Origin of the sequence: Bacteroides finegoldii DSM 17565, assembly GCF_000156195.1 — a bacterium.
Lineage (GTDB): Bacteria > Bacteroidota > Bacteroidia > Bacteroidales > Bacteroidaceae > Bacteroides > Bacteroides finegoldii.
Genome location: NZ_GG688332.1, coordinates 16,777 through 37,475, shown reverse-complemented (window position 1 = coordinate 37,475; position 20,699 = coordinate 16,777). Strand labels below are relative to the sequence as shown.

Below are 20,699 nucleotides of genomic sequence, written 5' to 3'. Positions count from 1 at the left end.
ATCCATAAAAAAGGGTGACAAAAAGATGATATTTTTTCGGAAGAATAATATAAATAGCGAGATTTCAGCGACAGAAATATATCATTTTGTCACATAATAAAAGGGGAAGGTAGTGCTTTTAACAAAAAAAATAAAACTTAATCAATCTATAAAAAGAGAAATACATATCAGATTGTTTTTTTCTTATTTTTAGAGAAATAAACAAAGAATTATAAAACTCATCGCATCTCCCATTTTTTCACGGAGAAATCTATAGCTGCGCGCCTTTTGGGTCTTGACGGTATTGATACTGATTCCCAAACGTTCCGCAATCTCTTCCCAAGTATACCCTTCGATTCTCAGTAAGATGATCCGGCGTTGCTCGGTCGGAAGCTCTTCAATATGGTGATACAACTGACGGATGATTTCTTCCTTCACCGTCAAAGCATAAATCATATCCTCATCTTCTACGCTTTCTCCTTCAGCAAGGGAACTTAAAATGGTATCATGAATCTGATTGTTGCGTATATATAATAAGGTGTTGTTATAACAGGCACGATAGAGATAATTGGTGAGTTCTCTGATATCAGAGAAAGTACGCTTACCCTCCCAAATAGAAATAAACACCTCCTGGACCAAATCTTCCACCACATCGGGAACCGGCAATATTTTGGAAACATAAACACATAAAGCAGCATAAAAACGATCATAGAAATCGCCCCATATCTTTTCATCCTTTCGATTGACTCCTGCTACTATAGTGTCAAATTTATCGTTCATACTGTCACACTACCTGCGAAAAACAAACAAAATTCATTAAAATCGCCGCAACTACTTACTTTTGCGATATTTACAAATGCAAATATATTGTTTTTTTCAAAAACATAAGCTTCGCCAAACTATAAAATAGAAAATAAAAGTAACTTTCAACCAGCTCGACCGACTCCCCTCTCGTTCAAAATATCCGGCTTGCACCTCGAGATTTTTTTCATTTCCATCTCTCATACCTCTCATAAATTAATGTAAACATCATATCATCAAATGATTATATAATGAGAGATAATTTAAAATCTCGTATCTCTCATATTTTCCGCCTGCATCTCTCATACTGCTTCTTTCCTTTCATAACAAATGCAACATTTTTCTTCTTTTTTATCAAGCAGCACTTTGCCTCACAACTAACAGACATTTATATGCAAGGAAGCATTCAAGAGCGTTTTATCAAGCTGCGCTCCCGTATTATCTATCGCGCATCCAAACCGTTGCACTCCAGTGAACAGATCATTGCACTATAGTGAACAATTCCGTCTACTCAAGTGAATGATTCTATCCACTAGCGTGGAACGAATGGAATGTCGCTTTAATAATCTGAAAAGAGCGCCAATCTAGAATAAGACTACAAAGTATTCATCTATGAAATAGTACTGCTAATGACACAAACGGGCATAAAAAAAGAGCGAATCCTTCCGCTCTACCTTAAAGAATCCCCATAAAACGGGATTCTTCTTTTTTTCATCTTTCATTTACTTGTTACCCAAAAACTACTCTTTTTACTTAATACCTAATAAAACAATCTTTTTTCCTGAAAAACAATCTTAAAATGCTAATACCTAAAATTTATAAACTAATACCTTCTAATTTTCACCTTTTAATTTTACTCTTTCTAATACCTAAAAATCTAAGTAGTTTCACAACCACACTGCAAAGGTATAGCTGTTTTGTAAAATGACAAGAGCCATTTTATTAAAAAATATATTCAGACTTGTTTTTTTGACTTATATCAAGAGATCAGATAAAAAGACAGGCTAATTGGCACATTTAACCTCACTGCTTATACTATTTTCTTTAATTCTTCCTTAGCAAACCCTAGTTTCTTCAAAATTCCGATAATTTTCGAAGTAGCAAAAAGAAAGCATGCGAGAACATATAGAGGCAAAATTCTTACTTTTTAGTAGAGAGTAAACCACTAAATCAACAAGAATAACTTTATTTTTTGAACAAACTGTATGTTCATAACCCGAAATCACGGCGTTTTTTTCAATCCGCCCGTTCCCCTCCCCGATTTTTCGGAAGCAAAAACAGCTTGAGGATACAACTCTCACAACTTTTCTGTAACTTTGCAGCGTTAGATAATAAATAAAACAGGAATGGATTTTAAGTACGACGTAATTGTAATCGGTGCCGGACATGCCGGTTGCGAAGCGGCAGCCGCTGCCGCCAATTTAGGTTCAAAGACTTGTCTCATCACCATGGACATGAACAAGATCGGGCAAATGAGCTGTAATCCGGCAGTAGGAGGAATCGCCAAAGGACAAATTGTACGCGAAATAGATGCATTGGGTGGACAGATGGGATTGGTTACGGACGAGACGGCCATCCAATTCCGAATCTTGAACCGTTCAAAAGGTCCTGCCATGTGGAGTCCGCGAGCGCAATGCGATCGTGCCAAATTTATCTGGTCTTGGCGGGAGAGACTGGAAAATACACCCAATCTCCATATTTGGCAGGATACCGTCTGCGAACTTTTGGTAGAAAACGGAGAAGTGACCGGCCTGGTCACAGTTTGGGGAGTTACCTTCAAGGCAAAATGCATTGTACTGACCGCAGGAACTTTCCTCAACGGGCTTATGCATATCGGACGTCATAAGTTGCCGGGAGGAAGAATGGCCGAGCCGGCTTCTTACCAGCTGACTGAATCCATCGCCCGTCACGGAATCACATACGGCAGAATGAAAACGGGAACTCCGGTACGAATAGATGCACGTAGCGTCCACTTTGACCGGATGGAAACACAAGACGGAGAATGTGACTTCCATAAATTTTCATTTATGAACACAAGTGTGCGGCATTTAAAACAACTGCAATGCTGGACTTGCTATACAAACGAGGAGGTACACCGTATCCTACGTGAAGGTCTGCCGGATTCCCCTCTATTCAACGGGCAGATTCAAAGTATCGGCCCGCGCTATTGCCCGAGTATCGAAACCAAGATCGTTACTTTCCCTGACAAGAGCCAGCATCAGCTATTTCTGGAACCGGAAGGCGAGACGACTCAGGAGTTGTACTTGAACGGCTTCTCTTCTTCACTTCCGATGGACATACAGATTGCAGCACTAAAACAAATTCCGGCATTCAAAGATTTGGTGATCTACCGTCCGGGATATGCCATCGAATATGACTACTTCGACCCGACACAATTGAAACATACGTTGGAATCGAAGATTATCAAAAATCTATTCTTTGCCGGACAGGTGAATGGTACTACCGGATATGAAGAAGCCGGAGGACAAGGATTAATAGCCGGAATCAACGCACATATCAATTGTCATGGTGGCGAAGCATTTACATTAGCACGTGACGAAGCATATATAGGCGTATTGATCGATGATCTGGTAACTAAAGGTGTAGATGAGCCCTATCGAATGTTCACCTCGAGGGCTGAATACCGTATCTTGCTCCGAATGGATGACGCAGATATGCGGCTCACTGAAAGAGCCTATCAGCTTGGCCTGGCCAAAGAAAATCGTTATCAATTAATGAAAAGCAAAAAGGGAACAGTGGAGCAAATCGTTTCCTTCGCACAAAACTATTCGATGAAACCTGCATTAATCAATGATGCACTCAAAAAGATAGGAACCACTCCCCTGCGTCAAGGATGCAAGTTGATAGAAATACTGAATCGTCCGCAAGTGACGATTGAAAACATATCAGAGCATATTCCGGCATTCCAACGGGAATTGGAAAAAGCGACAAGTTCCGATGAGGGCCGAAAAGAAGAAATTATCGAAGCTGCTGAAATCTTAATCAAGTATCAAGGATACATTGACAGAGAACGGATGATAGCAGAAAAACTGGCACGATTGGAAAGTATAAAAATTAAAGGGAAGTTTGATTATGCTTCCATTCAGTCGCTGTCTACCGAAGCCCGCCAAAAGCTGGTAAAGATAGATCCGGAAACAATTGCCCAAGCAAGCAGAATACCGGGAGTATCTCCAAGCGACATCAATGTATTGCTGGTGCTTTCGGGACGATGATAATCGTGCAACGTTTCACGTGAAACAAAACATTTAAAGAAACGATATAAATCAATGATTATGAGCAAAGAAACGCTAATCAAAAGTATTCGGGAAATACCAGATTTCCCCATTCCCGGAATCTTGTTTTATGATGTTACGACATTATTCAAAGACCCGTGGTGTTTGCAGGAATTGTCGGATGTCATGTTCGATATGTATAAGGACAAAGGTATCACAAAAGTTATAGGCATAGAATCAAGAGGTTTCATCATGGGGCCTATTTTAGCAACCCGCCTGAATGCCGGCTTTGTTCCTATCCGCAAACCAGGCAAGCTTCCGGCCGAAACACTTGAGGCAAGTTATGACAAGGAATACGGAAAAGATACCGTGCAGATTCATAAAGATGCGCTGGACGAGAACGATGTAGTTCTGATACACGATGACCTGCTGGCAACAGGAGGAACAATGAAAGCAGCTTGTGAACTTGTGAAAATGCTAAAGCCTAAAAAAGTATATGTAAACTTCATCATCGAGTTGAAAGACCTGAACGGGAAAGCCGTATTCGGCGATGATGTAGAGGTAGAATCCGTACTGACGCTATAATACTCCGCGTCCTCTGTGTGATGAAACCCAAAGAATGAGAATAAGCATACGTATGGAAGCGAAGTTCAATGAATATCTGAAAGGAATCGTAGCCAATCTACCCGAAAAGCCGGGTATTTATCAATACCTGAATTCGGAAGGAACGATTATATACGTTGGAAAGGCTAAAAATTTAAAGAAAAGGGTCTACTCCTATTTCAGTAAAGAACACGAACCCGGAAAGACACGGGTGTTGGTCAGCAAAATCGTGGATATTCGCTACATTGTAGTCAACACGGAAGAGGACGCTCTCCTTCTGGAAAATAATCTGATAAAGAAATACAAACCCCGTTACAACGTTTTATTGAAGGATGACAAGACTTATCCTTCTATTTGCGTACAAAACGAATATTTTCCCCGAGTTTTCAAAACGAGAAAGATAATAAGAAACGGTTCTTCCTATTATGGTCCGTATAGCCACATCCCCTCGATGTATGCGGTATTGGACTTAATAAAGCATCTATATCCTTTGCGGACTTGCAATTTAAACTTAAGCCCGGAGAACATTCGGGCAGGTAAATTCAATGTCTGCCTGGAATATCATATCAAGAAATGCGCCGGACCATGCATCGGGCTGCAATCACAGGAAGACTACCTCAAGAATATCGATGAAATCAAAGAGATTCTCAAAGGAAATACGCAAGAAGTAAGCCGTATGCTGCTGGAGAAAATGCAGACATTGGCAGGTGAGATGAAGTTTGAGGAGGCACAGAAAATAAAAGAGAAGTATCTTTTAATAGAAAACTATCGTTCGAAGTCGGAGGTGGTCAGCTCTGTCCTTCATAATATAGATGTCTTTTCTATCGAAGAAGACGAAACCAATTCAGCCTTCATCAATTACCTCCATATCACCAACGGAGCTATCAACCAGGCTTTCACTTTCGAATATAAGAAGAAGCTGAATGAATCAAAAGAAGAACTTCTGACGCTGGGCATTATCGAGATGCGAGAGCGTTACAAGAGTCAGTCAAGAGAGGTTATCGTTCCTTTTGAGCTTGATATGGAGCTGAATAATGTAGTTTTCACCGTTCCCCAACGGGGAGATAAGAAGAAGCTATTGGAACTTTCCATCTTAAACGTGAAGCAATACAAGGCCGACCGCCTGAAGCAGGCGGAAAAGCTGAATCCGGAGCAGAGGAGCATGCGTTTGATGAAAGAGATACAACAAGAATTGCATTTGGAAAGGCCACCATTGCAGATTGAATGTTTCGATAACTCGAACATACAAGGTTCTGACGCAGTGGCAGCCTGCGTCGTATTCAAAAAAGCCAAACCATCGAAAAAGGATTACCGGAAATATAATATAAAGACCGTCGTAGGCCCGGATGACTACGCTTCGATGAAAGAAGTCGTCAGAAGGCGTTATCAGCGCGCTATTGAAGAAAACGCTCCTTTACCCGACTTGATTATCACTGATGGTGGAAAAGGACAAATAGAGGTCGTCAGAGAAGTTATTGAGGATGAGTTGCACCTCAATATTCCTATTGCCGGACTGGCAAAAGACAACCGCCACCGTACATCGGAACTCCTATTCGGCTTTCCACCGCAAATAATCGGTATCAAGCAGCATAGCCCACTCTTCCGCCTACTGACACAGATTCAGGATGAAGTACACCGCTTTGCAATCAGTTTCCATCGCGATAAACGCAGCAAACGGCAAGTGGCATCTGCACTGGATACCATCAAAGGGATTGGAGAAAAGACCAAAACGGCTCTTCTAAAAGAGTTCAAGAGCGTAAAACGAATCAAAGAGGCCTCATTAGAGGATATTGCTGCCGTTGTCGGAGAAGCCAAAGCAAAAATAGTCAAAGAAGGATTATAATATTTTCTTCCCAATACACCGTTTTCTCTTCTTAATTTTGTAAATTTGCCTTTCATAATCATGAAATAAAAGAAGAGTAATGCGAATTGTTATACAACGGGTAAGCCATGCATCAGTCACTATTGACGGAAACTGCAAGTCTGCCATCGGAAAAGGAATGCTGATTTTAGTCGGTATCGAGGAAGCCGACGGTCAGGAGGACATTGACTGGCTCTGCAAAAAGATAGTAAATCTACGTATTTTCGACGATGAAAATGGAGTAATGAATAAGTCTATTCTGGAAGACGGAGGCGAGATTCTGGTCGTCAGCCAGTTCACTCTGCACGCTTCCACCAAGAAAGGGAACCGTCCCTCCTACATCAAAGCCGCAAAGCCGGATGTATCCATTCCGCTTTACGAGCAGTTCTGCAAAGATCTGAGTAGCGCACTGGGCAAGGCAATCGGTACAGGTACTTTCGGGGCGGATATGAAAGTCGAACTTTTAAACGACGGCCCTGTTACTATATGTATAGATACCAAGAACAAAGAATAACAGACTGACTAACCATCAGTAACAACCCTATTAATCACAATTATTAACCCCTAAGCACTAAAGAAATGACTCTGGAAGAAGCTCAAAAACAAGTAGACCAATGGGTGAAGACATACGGTGTCCGCTACTTTAGCGAGTTGACCAACATGGCAGTTCTGACCGAAGAAGTCGGAGAACTGGCACGGGTTATGGCTCGAAAATATGGCGACCAATCCTTCAAAGAGGGAGAAAAAGACAACCTTGATGAAGAAATAGCAGACGTATTATGGGTGCTTCTCTGCATTGCCAACCAGACGGGTGTAGACATCACCGATGCGTTACAAAAGAGTATAGACAAGAAAACGAAACGAGATAATAAAAGACATATCAACAACCCAAAACTGAAAGATCATGGAAGAGAATAACTCACAGCCTAGCAAGTATGATGCCGCACTGGCAAAGTATAACACCAATCTGAACGATGCGGACATCCAAGCTCGCGTAGCCGAACTGATCAAGAAGAAAGTTCCGGAAAACAATACGGAAGACGTTAAGAAGTTCCTGTTCAACTGTATCGACCTGACTACACTGAACAGCACAGATAGCGATGAAAGCGTAATGCATTTCACCGAAAAAGTCAATCAGTTTGACGATGAATACCCTGATCTGAAGAATGTAGCGGCAATCTGCGTATATCCTAATTTTGCCGCTATCGTCAAGAATACGTTGGAGGTAGACGGAGTCAATATCGCCTGTGTATCAGGAGGTTTCCCTTCATCTCAGACTTTCATCGAAGTAAAAGTAGCAGAAACTGCATTGGCAATCACAGACGGCGCCGATGAAATAGACATCGTCATCTCCATAGGAAAGTTCTTGAGCGGAGACTACGAAGGAATGTGCGAAGAAATAGTGGAGTTGAAGGAAGTATGCAAAGAACATCATCTGAAAGTAATCCTCGAAACAGGAGCCTTGAAGAGTGCTTCCAACATCAAAAAAGCCTCTATCCTATCCATGTATTCGGGTGCGGATTTCATCAAAACGTCCACCGGCAAGCAACAGCCTGCCGCCACTCCGGAAGCTGCGTATGTGATGTGTGAAGCCATCAAGGAATACTATCAGAAAACAGGAAATAAAGTCGGATTCAAACCGGCAGGAGGCATCAATACAGTCAACGATGCAGTTGTTTATTACACCATCGTCAAGGAAGTACTGGGCGAGGAATGGCTCAACAACCAGCTGTTCCGCTTGGGTACCAGCCGTCTGGCCAATCTCCTCCTTTCGGATATCAAAGGCGAAGAAATCAAATTCTTCTAAACCCCAAGGGCTACATTAGCAATCAAATATGCCCTGCCGCGCTGGCTCCCGTCTTTACGGAAGCCGACGCGGCATTTTTTATATTAAGAAAAACTAAAGTTCGTTATCCTACAATTCGGAAAATTCGTTATCTTTGTAAACGATTTAGCGATGAAAATATAGCTAATCAGTTATATTAGAGAACGTTTCATTTATTACCAACTTCCTGAAATTCGGCAAAATTCAAAGTTATGAAGGTAATAAGCAAACGGGTCTCACGCACCTTCATGTATATACTTTTGTTATATATCGAATGGAGCGTGGGACTGTTGCTTGTATTATCATAACGGCTTGCCGAAGCCTCAGGAGGATACATTGCAACAGTTCTCACGCTTTTCTTAAATCTGAATGAAAGTATAGGATGGACGTATACACGAGAACCTTACGATTCAATCATAACCCTCTAAATCTATTCCTCAAAACCGAGAGGAAAAAAGGATTACGCATCGGCTATATGGAAGCCGCATTGGAAGGATTTTATCTTAATTCCATAGAAACCGGAATGCATCCGCAAAAATTATCCGATTTATTGTTAGAGAAATTTTATTGTAACGACACCGAATCCGTCACCGGATTATTCCAATTTCTGATCAATGAAGGCGATAGGGTCTCCTATCAAATCATGCTTCCTCACCTGCTTTCAGCAAGTAACATACATGAGCTCGAAGAGATCATCCACAAACGCTTTTCCGGAATAGAACGCTTCATCCGACAAGGAAAGAATCTATACAATTTCGTGAAGTATACAGAGGAAAGAAGAGACCCTATTATATGGATAAATGATTTGGAAAGAGGTATTGTCGGATGGGATATGGGGCTGCTCGTAGGATTGGTTCGCAGTGCTTTAGGAAGCGGATATATTACAAAAGAAGAAGCCTGGAGATACATAGAACAGGCCAATACATTATGCGCTGATGTACTCCATACACCGGAAGAAATAGATAAAAGCTTCCTAATAGGCAAAGCTATGAAATCAGAAAAGATAGAAGATTGGGATCGATTCTTGTCTTGTTATTCCCGCTTGGATAAATATCGAAAGTAATCATTTTTCGCGGTCCACCACGTAATTCAGATAGGCCCGGAGAGCTGTACATACATCCGAATCCGGCAAAGAGGCCAATAATCCGAGAGCTTTCTCTTTATACAGGTTCATGGTTTGAATTGCATATTCGATACCTCCGTTTTCTTTGATAAACGCGATCAAACGGGCTATTTCGTCAGGGGTAGCCGTACCGTCTTTCACCTTGATCGCAATCTCCCGAGCAGTATCGTCCTTCGTATTGTTCAGCACATAGAGAGCCGGTAAGGTCAACTTGCCTTCGAGCATATCATTACCTGTCGGCTTACCAATCTCCTTACTATTAAAGTAGTCAAAAATATCATCTTTAATCTGGAAGCAAATACCAATATACTCCCCTAGTAAACGGGCGAATTCGGCTTCTTCCTCATTTGCATCTACCGAGAGAGCCGCAGCCTTCGTGCAGGCAGCGAAAAGAGCAGCGGTTTTCTTACGGATTACGTCAAAATAAACGGATTCCGAGAAGCTATGATTACTTACATTCGAAAGTTGAAGCAATTCACCGTCGGCAAGGTCCTGCCCCAGCAAAGAAACCAGTCGAATGATAAGATGGCTTTTCGTTTGCTCGGCGTGAACCAGACTAGTGGCAAGCAAATAATCTCCCGTCAACACGGCTACCTTATTATTAAAGATGGCATTTACGGATAGTTGACCACGACGTTCGGTGCTCTCATCCACTACATCGTCATGCACCAAACTGGCCGTATGAAGCAGTTCCAGCGAAACAGCCGCATGAAGGGTAGAAGGACGGACGACATCGTAAAGACGTGCCACCAACAAGACAAGAATAGGACGCATCATCTTACCATTCCTCTGCCGTATATGGGATACGACACTGTCGAGCAATGCATTCGAACTGGAAAGAGAACTATCAAAAAGTTTCTTGAAAGCCTCCAGTTCCGCTTCAATCGGAGTTCTGATAAGTGATATACTGTCCATTTACTACACAATTTGAGCACAAAAGTAATAATAAAACGCTTAATACGGTATTTTTTTGTACTTTTACCATGAAAAATTAATTAAATCTATGGATTCAGATAATAAATTATTTCTTTTAGACGCTTATGCACTGATATACCGTGCATACTACGCCTTTATCAAAAACCCCAGAATCAACTCCAAAGGATTCAATACTTCAGCCATACTAGGCTTTGTGAATACCCTCGAAGAGGTGCTGAAAAAAGAGAACCCGACGCATATAGGAGTGGCTTTCGACCCTTCGGGGCCTACCTTCCGCCATGAAGCTTTCGAACAATATAAAGCACAACGCGAAGAAACTCCGGAAGCAATCCGGTTATCCGTACCTATTATAAAGGATATTATCCGTGCTTATCGCATTCCTATTCTGGAGGTTCCCGGTTACGAAGCCGATGACGTGATAGGAACACTTGCTACCGAAGCCGGTCGTCAAGGCATCACTACTTATATGATGACACCTGATAAGGATTACGGACAATTGGTAAGTGACAAGGTATTCATGTACCGTCCCAAACATACGGGAGGCTTTGAGGTAATGGGAGTGGAAGAAGTGAAAGCCAAGTTCGATATTAAATCTCCGGCACAAGTGATTGATATGCTCGGTCTGATGGGCGACTCTTCGGATAATATCCCCGGCTGTCCCGGCATAGGCGAAAAGACCGCTCAGAAACTGATTGCCGAATTCGGAAGTATCGAGAACCTATTGGAGCATACCGACCAACTGAAAGGAGCATTAAAGACAAAAGTGGAAACGAACCGGGAGATGATAACATTCTCTAAATTCCTGGCAACTATCAAAATCGATGTACCTATCCAACTTGAGATGGATGCGCTCGTTCGCGAGCAACCGGACGAAGAGGCGCTTCGTTCCATCTTCGAGGAACTGGAATTTAGAACACTTATCGACCGGGTACTTAAAAAAGAGACTTCCGCTCCTCTCCCACTCTTTCCCGAAAAAAGTGAAGGGATACAAGGCGATTTATTTGCAAATTTCACGGGCAATGAGCCGAGTGAAGCCAAAAAATCGAATCTAGAGACGTTAGAATCGCTCTGTTGTGACTATCAACTCATTGATACAGAAGAGAAAAGAAAGGAAATTATTCAAAAGTTACTTACATCTAAAATTCTCTCGTTAGATACGGAAACCACCGGAACGGAACCGATGGATGCAGAATTGGTCGGAATGAGTTTCTCCATTGCCGAAAATGAAGCATTTTATGTCCCGGTTCCCGCAAACCAAGAAGAAACGTTAAAAATCGTCAATGAGTTTCGACCGGTATTCGAAAACGAAAGTTCCCTGAAAGTGGGGCAAAATATCAAGTACGATATGATTGTTCTCCAAAATTATGGAGTGGAAGTAAAAGGCCCGCTCTTCGACACAATGATTGCTCACTATGTTCTTCAACCGGAACTTCGCCACGGGATGGATTATCTGGCAGAAATCTATTTGCATTATCAGACGATTCATATCGATGAGTTGATAGGGCCAAAAGGTAAAAACCAGAAGAATATGCGCGACCTTGCTCCGAAGGATGTTTACCGCTACGCTTGCGAAGATGCAGACGTAACGCTGAAACTGAAAAACGTACTGGAGAAAGAATTGAAAGAGAATGGCACCGAACGTTTGTTCTATGATATCGAAATGCCTCTCGTCCCGGTATTGGTCAATATAGAAAGAAACGGAGTGTTATTGGATACGGAAGCGTTGAAACAGTCGTCCGCTCATTTTACAGAACAGATGGAACGCATCGAAAAAGAGATTTATGATCTGGCAGGCGAGACTTTCAATATCGCTTCGCCGAAACAGGTCGGTGAAGTTCTGTTCGATAAGCTGAAGATTGTAGAAAAAGCCAAAAAGACAAAGACAGGGCAATATGTCACTTCGGAAGAGGTTCTCGAAAGTCTTCGCCACAAACATCCGGTGGTGGAGAAAATTCTGGAACACCGCGGACTGAAGAAGTTACTGGGAACGTATATCGACGCACTCCCCCAACTTATCAATCCACGTACGGGAAGGGTACATACCTCTTTCAATCAGACTGTCACCGCTACAGGACGTCTCAGCTCAAGCAATCCGAACTTACAGAATATCCCCATACGCGACGAAAACGGGAAAGAAATCCGTAAAGCATTTATTCCGGATGAAGGCTGTCTTTTCTTTTCCGCCGACTATTCACAGATCGAATTACGGATTATGGCACATCTCAGTGAAGATAAGAATATGATTGACGCTTTCCTCAGCAATCATGATATCCACGCTGCAACAGCCGCAAAGATTTATAAGATCGGACTGAAAGAGGTAGACTCTGATATGCGCCGCAAAGCAAAAACCGCCAATTTCGGTATTATATATGGTATATCCGTTTTCGGACTTGCCGAACGGATGAATGTAGAACGAAAAGAAGCTAAAGAATTAATCGACGGTTATTTTGAAACCTATCCCGGAGTGAAAGCCTACATGGATCAGAGTATCCGGGTGGCTCAAGAGAAAGGATATGTGGAAACGATTTTCCACCGGAAACGTTTCTTGCCGGATATCAACTCCCGGAATGCAGTCGTACGCGGATATGCGGAACGAAACGCCATCAATGCTCCTATTCAGGGAAGCGCGGCCGATATTATCAAGGTGGCTATGGCACGTATTTACCAACGGTTCCGGGCAGAAGGAATAAAAACCAAAATGATTCTGCAAGTACATGACGAATTAAATTTCAGTGTCCCCATTGATGAGAAAGAACGGGTAGAAGAAATCGTTATCGAAGAAATGGAAAAAGCATACCGTATGCACGTTCCCTTAAAAGCGGATTGCGGATGGGGAAAGAACTGGCTCGAAGCACATTAAAACCGATAATGCATCTTGCACCGCCACAGTGCATACCAGCAAAATTTCAAAAGGATTAAGTAATAACATTATTTAACCTGACAACCAGAAAGCAAGAAAAAGGAACACTTTTTCAACGAAGTGATTCATCCTATATCCGGCAGATTGACTGCCGGATATTTTTTTGTCACCAATATTGCCAAAAAGCAAGTCAATACTAACGCACAAATCTGACATTTTGATAATATTTCATCTTCAATATTGCATAAATACCAAATTAATATGTAATTTCGCAGCGTAAAACAGATGCAGTTATAGAAAAATGAAAGAATAACTCAAAAACTTAAATAGCCATGAAAGCCAAAGTATTTTTAAAGATGTTCGTTGTATCAGCAGTTCTTCTGGTTGCATCAATTGCCACTTCTGCGCGCAGCAATGATGGTCAACTGATCTACAATCCGGTAGAAGAAAATGGTATGACAATAGGACAAACCGTTTACAAAATGGACGGAAGTACCCTTGCTAACTACATGAAGTACAATTATAAGTACGATGATAGCAAACGGATGGTTGAAAGTGAAGCTTTGAGATGGGACAGTGACAAGGATGAATGGCAAAAAGATTTACGAATCAACTATATTTACGAAGGTAAAACCGTCACTACCAACTACTATAAATGGAACACTAAAAAGCAAGCCTACGTATTGGTTCCCGAAATGACCGTTACGATGGATAATACAAATATGTAACAAAACTCTCTCTCATTCTAATATTCTAATAGCAAGGAATGCCGCTTCTGGTGAAGAAGTGGCATTTCACATTATATAATCGGATGTTCCACGTGAAAATACATTATTTATCCTGAATCCCAATCAATCTTATTATTTTTTTAATACCTTTGTACCCATATAAATATGAGTAACTGACCTAATGAGTCCACTGAACTTCACCCACATTCTGACACAGGCAGTCGATGAGCTATCGGAAAGCGAATCTTACAAAGGACTGTTTCATCAACACAAAGATGGCGAACCACTGCCTTCTGCTAAAGTCTTGTATGAAATTATCGAGCTCTCACGCTCTATTCTATTTCCCGGTTATTACGGAAATTCGACCATTAACAGCCGGACTATCAATTATCACATTGGTGTAAACGTTGAAAAACTATTTGATCTGCTCGCAGAGCAAATTCTGGCCGGATTGTGTTTCAGTACTTCCATAGAGGGAAAATGCAACGTCTGCTCCGATTCCAAACGGGAAGAAGCAGCCCGCCTTGCCGCTAAGTTTATCAGCAAACTGCCCACCATGAGGAAAATACTGGCAACAGATGTGGAAGCCGCCTATAACGGTGACCCTGCCGCTGAAAGCTATGGAGAGGTAATCTTCTGCTATCCAGCTATTAAAGCTATCAGCAATTATCGGATAGCACACGAATTGCTGGAACTCGGAGTGCCCTTAATTCCCCGTATCATCACAGAAATGGCGCATAGCGAAACGGGGATTGATATCCATCCGGCAGCTAAAATAGGCAGTTACTTCACTATCGACCACGGTACGGGTGTCGTAATCGGTGCAACCAGTATTATCGGTAATAATGTCAAACTATACCAAGGTGTTACTTTGGGGGCCAAAAGTTTCCCGTTGGATGCTGACGGAAAGCCTATCAAGGGGATTCCCCGCCACCCTATTCTGGAGGACAATGTTATTGTTTATTCCAACGCCACTATTTTGGGAAGAATCACTATCGGGCACGATGCAACTGTAGGAGGTAACATCTGGGTAACGGAGAACGTGCCTGCCGGAGCAAGAATCGTACAAACCAAAGCAAAAAAATAATATCAAATAATATATATGAGCGAACAATTCGAAATGATAGCCAAGACCTTCCAAGGACTGGAAGAGATACTTGCAGAGGAACTGACAACATTAGGAGCCAACGACATTCAAATAGGCCGTCGAATGGTTTCATTCAGTGGAGATAAACGTATGATGTATAAAGCCAATTTCTGCCTTCGTACTGCTATCCGCATTCTGAAACCAATTAAAAACTTCACTGCTAAAGATGCAGACGAGGTTTATAATCAGATACAAACCATTCCATGGGAAGAATATCTTGATGTAAACAAGACATTTGCCATTGATGCGGTAGTGTTCAGCGAAGAATTCCGCCATTCAAAGTTCGTTTCATATAAGGTAAAGGATGCGATTGTGGATTACTTCCGCGAGAAAACCGGGAAACGCCCGTCTGTCCGCATCAACAATCCGGACGTACTGCTGAATATTCACATTGCACAGACTACTTGCACTTTGTCTTTGGACTCTTCAGGAGAATCACTGCACCGTCGCGGTTATCGCCAGGAAGCGGTAGAAGCCCCGTTAAATGAGGTATTGGCTGCCGGCATGATTCTGATGACCGGATGGCGTGGAGAATGCGACCTGATTGACCCGATGTGCGGTTCGGGCACTATTCCTATCGAAGCGGCACTGATTGCAAAAAATATTGCACCGGGAGTATTCCGTAAAGGATTTGCTTTCGAGAAATGGGTGGATTTCGATGCGGATATGTTCGATGAGATTTACAATGACGACAGCCAGGAGCGTGAGTTTACTCATAAGATTTATGGGTATGATAACAATCCGAAAGCGAATGAGATTGCGACTCACAATATAAAAGCTGCCGGTGTGTCGAAAGACGTCGTGCTGAAACTCCAACCGTTCCAGCAGTTTGAACAGCCAAAAGAGAAATCAATCATCATTACCAATCCTCCTTATGGAGAACGTATTTCTACAAATGATTTGCTCGGCCTCTATCAAATGATCGGCGAACGTCTGAAACATGCGTTTGTAGGAAACGAAGCATGGGTGCTTTCTTATCGGGAAGAGTGTTTCGACCAGATTGGTTTGAAAGCAAGTCAGAAGGTTCCTTTGTTCAATGGACCGTTGGAGTGTGAGTTCCGCAAATATGAGATTTTTGACGGAAAATACAAAGAATTCAAGAGCCAGGAAGAGGGAGAAGAAAAGAAAGAGGCTGAAGGAGAACAGGCTCCAAGATTCAGAGAGAGAAAAGAATTTAAGCCACGCCGCGAGGGTGAATTCAAACCGCGTCGGGATGGTGAATCCAGACCTCGCAGAGAGGGAGAATACAAGCCGCGCAGAGAAGGTGATGAGTTCAAAGGTGATGACAGAGATAGAAAGCCACGGGGAGAATTCCGCGGAGGAAGAGATTCAAGAGGGCCAAGAGAATTTAGGGGGAACCGGGAGCCGAGGATTCCGAAGAAGGAAGAGGAATAAACAAGCATCAATATTTAATTATACATTGACGCCAAATTGCCTATTAACTAACTGATAGACATATGAGGTCACAAATTGTGATCTCAAGTTCAAACAACAATAATGTTAAGTAATAGGCGTAGATAGTAAACCACCAATTAGACTAAAAATGAATGAATTAGTTATTATAGAAAACAAAATATATGAAATCAGAGGACAAAAGGTTATGCTTGACTTTGATTTGGCAGAAATGTATGAGATTGAAACAAAGAACCTAAAACGAACAGTAAAAAGAAATATAAATCGTTTTCCTGCGGATTTTATGTTTCAGCTTACAAAAGCAGAAGCTAACTTACTGATAAACAACATAAGGTGCCAAAATGGCACCTTAGAAATAAACTGGTTTAGATATCAACCTTATGCCTTTACCGAACAAGGAGTCGCAATGCTATCAGGTCTTTTAAATAGTGAAAAAGCCATCGAAGTCAACATCAACATCATGCGAGCCTTTGTCCACATGCGCCAATACCTGCTCTCCCATGCTCCAAAACAGGAATTGGAAGAATTGAGGAAAAGGATTGAATACTTGGAAGAGGACATATCCTCCGACAGAGAAAGCTACGAGAAGCAATTTGATGACCTATTCACCGCTTTTGCCAAATTGAGTGCTGCCATTCAAATAAAGCAGACTCCTTTGGACAGAGTAAAAATAGAAGGATTTAAAACAAATAATAAAGAAAAGAGCAATGAGTAAAATTGGAAAAAGAGCTATTCTGTTATTGTTGGCACTACCAATCGGATTCAATGTTATGGCACAAGAAACCAAAAAGCCGATGCTGGAAGAACTGATTCCGGGCGGCGAGAGTTACCTCTATGCAGAAAACCTGTACGGACTGCAATGGTGGGGTGACGAATGCATCAAACCGGGCATCGACACTCTTTATTCGGTTCAACCCCAAACAGGAAAAGAAGAAGTCCTGTTCACCCGTGAACAAGTAAACAAAGCACTGGCATCTGCCGGATACCCAAAGTTATCTCATCTTTACGACCTCCAATTCCTCTGGGATGACAAAACGGAAGTATTGCTACCTAGAAACGTCCGCTATGCTGTTTACAATTGGAAGAAGGAAGAAGTTATCGGCAGAGATGACCTACCCAAAGAACCATCTGCCAACTATGACTATGCTATCAATAAGAATCTCGCCTATACCGTAAAAAACAATCTGTATGTCAACGGACGACAAATCACCAACGAACCCGAAGGTATCGTTTGCGGACAATCTGTGCACCGCAATGAATTCGGTATCAACAAAGGAACCTTTTGGAGTCCGAAAGGCAATTTGCTCGCTTTCTACCGTATGGACGAAAGTATGGTGACTCAATATCCGCTTGTAGACATCACAGCACGTGTAGGAGAAGTAAATAACATACGTTATCCGATGGCCGGAATGACCAGCCACAAGGTACAAGTCGGTATTTATAACCCTTCTACCGATAAAAACATTTACTTGAATACAGGCGATCCCACCAATCGTTATTTCACCAATATCAGTTGGGCACCGGACGAAAAAAGTCTTTATCTCATAGAGGTAAACCGCGATCAGAACCATGTCAAACTCTGCCAATATAATGCAGAGACAGGTGAGCTGATGCAGACTTTATATGAAGAGACACATCCCAAATACGTCGAACCGCAAAATCCAATCGTATTCTTGCCATGGGATGACACCAAGTTCATCTACCAAAGTCAGCGGGATGGCTACAACCACCTTTATCTCTTCGATACACACACCAAGATATATCCCGAAACACATACTTCTGCCAACGGTGGCACATACCGTCAATACTGTAAGGTAAAACAACTAACTAAAGGAGATTGGTTGGTAAGTGAGATTCTGGGATTCAATGCCAAACGCAAAGATATCATCTTCACTGCCATAGAGGGGTTGAAGAGCGGACATTTCGCCGTTAACACCGCCAACGGAAAGATGAATCAGCCATTCAGTACCTCTCAAGAAAGCGAACATAACGGACTGCTCAATGCATCCGGCACATATCTTATCGACCGTTATTCGACCAAAGACCAACCCCGCATTATCAATCTGGTAGACACAAAGAAGTTCAAAGAAACCGTCAATCTGCTAACCGCCAAAAGTCCTTACGAAGGTTACCAAATGCCAAGTATCGAAACCGGAACAATCAAAGCAGCCGATGGCACTACCGACCTGCATTTCCGAATCATGAAACCGGCAGACTTCGATTCAAGCAAGAAATACCCGGTCATCGTCTATGTCTACGGAGGTCCTCATGCACAATGTGTCACCGGAGGATGGCAGAACGGTGCACGCGGGTGGGATACTTATATGGCAAATAAAGGTTATATCATGTTCACCATCGACAATCGTGGCAGCAGTAACCGTGGACTAGCATTTGAGAACGCTACTTTCCGGCGTCTCGGTGTGGAAGAAGGTAAAGACCAAGTAAAAGGTATAGAATATCTGAAATCCCTACCTTACGTGGACAGTGAGCGTATCGGCGTACATGGATGGAGTTTCGGAGGACACATGACTACTGCCCTGCTTCTCCGCTATCCGGAAATATTCAAAGTAGGTGTTGCCGGAGGTCCTGTGATAGACTGGGGGTACTACGAAATAATGTACGGCGAACGTTATATGGATACACCCGAAACGAATCCGGAAGGCTACAAGGAGTGTAATTTGAAGAACTTAGCCGGACAGCTGAAAGGCCATCTGTTGATTATCCATGACGATCATGATGACACCTGTGTGCCGCAGCACACCCTATCGTTCATGAAAGCCTGCGTAGACGCACGCACCTATCCCGACCTGTTCATTTACCCGTGCCATAAACACAACGTAATGGGCCGTGACCGCGTACATTTGCACGAGAAAATTACCCGATATTTTGAAGAACATCTATAATACCAACTCATTATGAAGATATTATTACTAGGCTCGGGTGGCCGCGAACATGCACTTGCATGGAAAATAGCCCAAAGTCCGAAAGTTGAAAAACTATACATTGCACCGGGTAATGCCGGAACAACTGCCGTAGGTGAGAATGTCAATATCAAAGCAACTGATTTTGACGCTATCAGTACTTTCGCCTTGAAAGAAAACATCGAAATGGTAGTAGTGGGTCCCGAAGATCCGTTGGTAGAAGGAATCTATGACTATTTCCAGAATCGCCCGGAGTTAAAACATATTGCCGTTATCGGTCCTTCCGCACAGGGAGCACAGCTGGAAGGAAGCAAGGAATTTGCAAAAGGCTTTATGATGCGTCATCATATCCCGACAGCCCGTTATAAGAGCATTACTTCCACCAACATCGAAGAAGGTCTGGCCTTCCTCGAAGCACTGGAAGCTCCTTACGTACTGAAAGCCGACGGACTTTGTGCCGGGAAAGGTGTTCTTATCCTTCCTACTCTGGATGAAGCGAAGAAAGAACTGAAAGAAATGCTCGGCGGTATGTTCGGCTCTGCATCTGCAACTGTTGTCATCGAAGAATTCCTAAGTGGTATCGAGTGCTCCGTGTTCGTACTGACAGATGGAGAAAACTATAAGGTCCTCCCCGTTGCCAAAGACTACAAACGCATCGGCGAAGGCGATAAAGGACTGAATACAGGCGGTATGGGCAGTGTAACCCCCGTTCCGTTCGCCGATGAAGTGTTCATGGAAAAAGTACGCACACGTATTATCGAACCGACAATCAACGGACTGAAAGAAGAAAACATCACCTACAAAGGTTTCATCTTTCTCGGACTTATCAACGTAAAAGGCGAGCCGATGGTTATCGAATACAACGTCCGTATGGGCGATCCGGAAACAGAAAGCGTCATGCTCCGTATCCAAAGTGATCTCGTCGAACTGCTTGAAGGCACTGCCGCAGGCAATCTGAACGAAAAGACATTGGTTATGGACCCACGTTCAGCCGGTTGTGTCATTCTCGTCAGTGGCGGATACCCGGAAGCCTACGAAAAAGGATTCCCCATCAGCGGACTGGAACAAGCTGCCGCTACGGACAGTATCATCTTCCATGCCGGAACAGCAATGAAAGACGGGCAAGTAATGACAAACGGAGGACGTGTCATCGCCGTTTGCTCTTACGGTGCAACCAAAGAAGAAGCATTGGCGCAGAGCTATAAGGTGGCGGATATGATCAACTTCGACAAGAAGTACTTCCGCCGCGATATCGGATTCGATTTATAA

Annotated in this window: 17 protein-coding genes; 15 read left to right on the top strand and 2 right to left on the bottom strand. The window is 42.7% G+C overall.

Annotated features, from left to right (window positions below):
- Positions 1 to 189: 189 nt before the first annotated feature.
- Positions 190 to 759, bottom strand: a complete 570-nt coding sequence (locus tag BACFIN_RS03225; RefSeq protein WP_007757114.1) for an RNA polymerase sigma-70 factor — start codon at positions 757 to 759, stop codon at positions 190 to 192.
- A 272-nt stretch (positions 760 to 1,031) separates the two neighbouring features.
- On the opposite strand from BACFIN_RS03225, the gene BACFIN_RS23470 reads away from it, so the two are divergent.
- The 8 genes from BACFIN_RS23470 (at position 1,032) to BACFIN_RS03265 (ending at position 9,365) form a co-directional block, all read left to right on the top strand.
- Positions 1,032 to 1,274 carry a hypothetical protein gene (locus tag BACFIN_RS23470; RefSeq protein ID WP_007757113.1) on the top strand — a complete coding sequence of 81 codons (243 nt, stop codon included), beginning with the start codon at positions 1,032 to 1,034 and terminating at the stop codon, positions 1,272 to 1,274.
- A gap of 852 nt (positions 1,275 to 2,126) precedes the next feature.
- The gene (gene mnmG, locus BACFIN_RS03235) at positions 2,127 to 4,013 is read left to right on the top strand and encodes a tRNA uridine-5-carboxymethylaminomethyl(34) synthesis enzyme MnmG (RefSeq protein WP_007757108.1); all 1,887 of its coding nucleotides are present in this window, start codon (positions 2,127 to 2,129) and stop codon (positions 4,011 to 4,013) included.
- 54 nt (positions 4,014 to 4,067) lie between these two features.
- A complete protein-coding gene (locus BACFIN_RS03240; protein ID WP_007757107.1) occupies positions 4,068 to 4,598 on the top strand; it encodes an adenine phosphoribosyltransferase in 531 nt (176 codons plus the stop codon).
- A 52-nt stretch (positions 4,599 to 4,650) separates the two neighbouring features.
- Positions 4,651 to 6,459, top strand: a complete 1,809-nt coding sequence (uvrC, locus tag BACFIN_RS03245) for an excinuclease ABC subunit UvrC (protein WP_007757105.1) — start codon at positions 4,651 to 4,653, stop codon at positions 6,457 to 6,459.
- Between the two features lie 79 nt (positions 6,460 to 6,538).
- Entirely contained in the window at positions 6,539 to 6,991 is a 453-nt protein-coding gene (gene dtd / locus BACFIN_RS03250; RefSeq protein ID WP_007757103.1) for a D-aminoacyl-tRNA deacylase, read from the top strand.
- 65 nt (positions 6,992 to 7,056) lie between these two features.
- A complete protein-coding gene (locus BACFIN_RS03255; RefSeq protein WP_007757101.1) occupies positions 7,057 to 7,395 on the top strand; it encodes a nucleotide pyrophosphohydrolase in 339 nt (112 codons plus the stop codon).
- On the top strand, positions 7,382 to 8,284 hold the full coding sequence (gene deoC / locus BACFIN_RS03260) for a deoxyribose-phosphate aldolase (RefSeq protein WP_007757100.1): 903 nt from the start codon (positions 7,382 to 7,384) through the stop codon (positions 8,282 to 8,284). The genes BACFIN_RS03255 and deoC overlap by 14 nt, the downstream gene beginning before the upstream one ends.
- 400 nt (positions 8,285 to 8,684) lie before the next feature.
- The gene (locus BACFIN_RS03265) at positions 8,685 to 9,365 is read left to right on the top strand and encodes a DUF1266 domain-containing protein (RefSeq protein WP_007757096.1); all 681 of its coding nucleotides are present in this window, start codon (positions 8,685 to 8,687) and stop codon (positions 9,363 to 9,365) included.
- Here the strand turns inward: BACFIN_RS03265 and BACFIN_RS03270 are convergent, their stop codons facing one another.
- A complete protein-coding gene (locus BACFIN_RS03270; RefSeq protein ID WP_007757094.1) occupies positions 9,366 to 10,340 on the bottom strand; it encodes a polyprenyl synthetase family protein in 975 nt (324 codons plus the stop codon).
- Between the two features lie 88 nt (positions 10,341 to 10,428).
- Between BACFIN_RS03270 and polA the strand changes: the two genes are divergently transcribed.
- The 7 genes from polA (at position 10,429) to purD (ending at position 20,699) form a co-directional block, all read left to right on the top strand.
- A complete protein-coding gene (gene polA / locus BACFIN_RS03275; protein WP_007757093.1) occupies positions 10,429 to 13,221 on the top strand; it encodes a DNA polymerase I in 2,793 nt (930 codons plus the stop codon).
- A 332-nt stretch (positions 13,222 to 13,553) separates the two neighbouring features.
- Positions 13,554 to 13,949: a DUF3836 domain-containing protein gene (locus BACFIN_RS03280; RefSeq protein ID WP_007757089.1), complete on the top strand. Its 396-nt coding sequence runs from the start codon at positions 13,554 to 13,556 to the stop codon at positions 13,947 to 13,949.
- A 181-nt stretch (positions 13,950 to 14,130) separates the two neighbouring features.
- Positions 14,131 to 15,036: a serine O-acetyltransferase gene (locus BACFIN_RS03285; protein WP_007757087.1), complete on the top strand. Its 906-nt coding sequence runs from the start codon at positions 14,131 to 14,133 to the stop codon at positions 15,034 to 15,036.
- Between the two features lie 15 nt (positions 15,037 to 15,051).
- A complete protein-coding gene (locus BACFIN_RS03290; protein ID WP_007757086.1) occupies positions 15,052 to 16,491 on the top strand; it encodes a THUMP domain-containing class I SAM-dependent RNA methyltransferase in 1,440 nt (479 codons plus the stop codon).
- A 148-nt stretch (positions 16,492 to 16,639) separates the two neighbouring features.
- Entirely contained in the window at positions 16,640 to 17,224 is a 585-nt protein-coding gene (locus BACFIN_RS03295) for an ORF6N domain-containing protein (protein WP_007757085.1), read from the top strand.
- Entirely contained in the window at positions 17,217 to 19,412 is a 2,196-nt protein-coding gene (locus BACFIN_RS03300) for a S9 family peptidase (protein WP_007757084.1), read from the top strand. The genes BACFIN_RS03295 and BACFIN_RS03300 overlap by 8 nt, the downstream gene beginning before the upstream one ends.
- A 12-nt stretch (positions 19,413 to 19,424) precedes the next feature.
- Positions 19,425 to 20,699 (top strand): phosphoribosylamine--glycine ligase, encoded by a 1,275-nt coding sequence (purD, locus tag BACFIN_RS03305; protein WP_007757083.1) that lies wholly within the window; start codon positions 19,425 to 19,427, stop codon positions 20,697 to 20,699.

Coding starts and splice junctions, on each gene's coding strand:
- BACFIN_RS03225 (WP_007757114.1), bottom strand. CDS start 759: ATGAACGATAAATTTGACACTATAGTAGCAGGAGTCAATCGAAAGGAT.
- BACFIN_RS23470 (WP_007757113.1), top strand. CDS start 1,032: ATGAGAGATAATTTAAAATCTCGTATCTCTCATATTTTCCGCCTGCAT.
- mnmG (WP_007757108.1), top strand. CDS start 2,127: ATGGATTTTAAGTACGACGTAATTGTAATCGGTGCCGGACATGCCGGT.
- BACFIN_RS03240 (WP_007757107.1), top strand. CDS start 4,068: ATGATTATGAGCAAAGAAACGCTAATCAAAAGTATTCGGGAAATACCA.
- uvrC (WP_007757105.1), top strand. CDS start 4,651: ATGGAAGCGAAGTTCAATGAATATCTGAAAGGAATCGTAGCCAATCTA.
- dtd (WP_007757103.1), top strand. CDS start 6,539: ATGCGAATTGTTATACAACGGGTAAGCCATGCATCAGTCACTATTGAC.
- BACFIN_RS03255 (WP_007757101.1), top strand. CDS start 7,057: ATGACTCTGGAAGAAGCTCAAAAACAAGTAGACCAATGGGTGAAGACA.
- deoC (WP_007757100.1), top strand. CDS start 7,382: ATGGAAGAGAATAACTCACAGCCTAGCAAGTATGATGCCGCACTGGCA.
- BACFIN_RS03265 (WP_007757096.1), top strand. CDS start 8,685: ATGGACGTATACACGAGAACCTTACGATTCAATCATAACCCTCTAAAT.
- BACFIN_RS03270 (WP_007757094.1), bottom strand. CDS start 10,340: ATGGACAGTATATCACTTATCAGAACTCCGATTGAAGCGGAACTGGAG.
- polA (WP_007757093.1), top strand. CDS start 10,429: ATGGATTCAGATAATAAATTATTTCTTTTAGACGCTTATGCACTGATA.
- BACFIN_RS03280 (WP_007757089.1), top strand. CDS start 13,554: ATGAAAGCCAAAGTATTTTTAAAGATGTTCGTTGTATCAGCAGTTCTT.
- BACFIN_RS03285 (WP_007757087.1), top strand. CDS start 14,131: ATGAGTCCACTGAACTTCACCCACATTCTGACACAGGCAGTCGATGAG.
- BACFIN_RS03290 (WP_007757086.1), top strand. CDS start 15,052: ATGAGCGAACAATTCGAAATGATAGCCAAGACCTTCCAAGGACTGGAA.
- BACFIN_RS03295 (WP_007757085.1), top strand. CDS start 16,640: ATGAATGAATTAGTTATTATAGAAAACAAAATATATGAAATCAGAGGA.
- BACFIN_RS03300 (WP_007757084.1), top strand. CDS start 17,217: ATGAGTAAAATTGGAAAAAGAGCTATTCTGTTATTGTTGGCACTACCA.
- purD (WP_007757083.1), top strand. CDS start 19,425: ATGAAGATATTATTACTAGGCTCGGGTGGCCGCGAACATGCACTTGCA.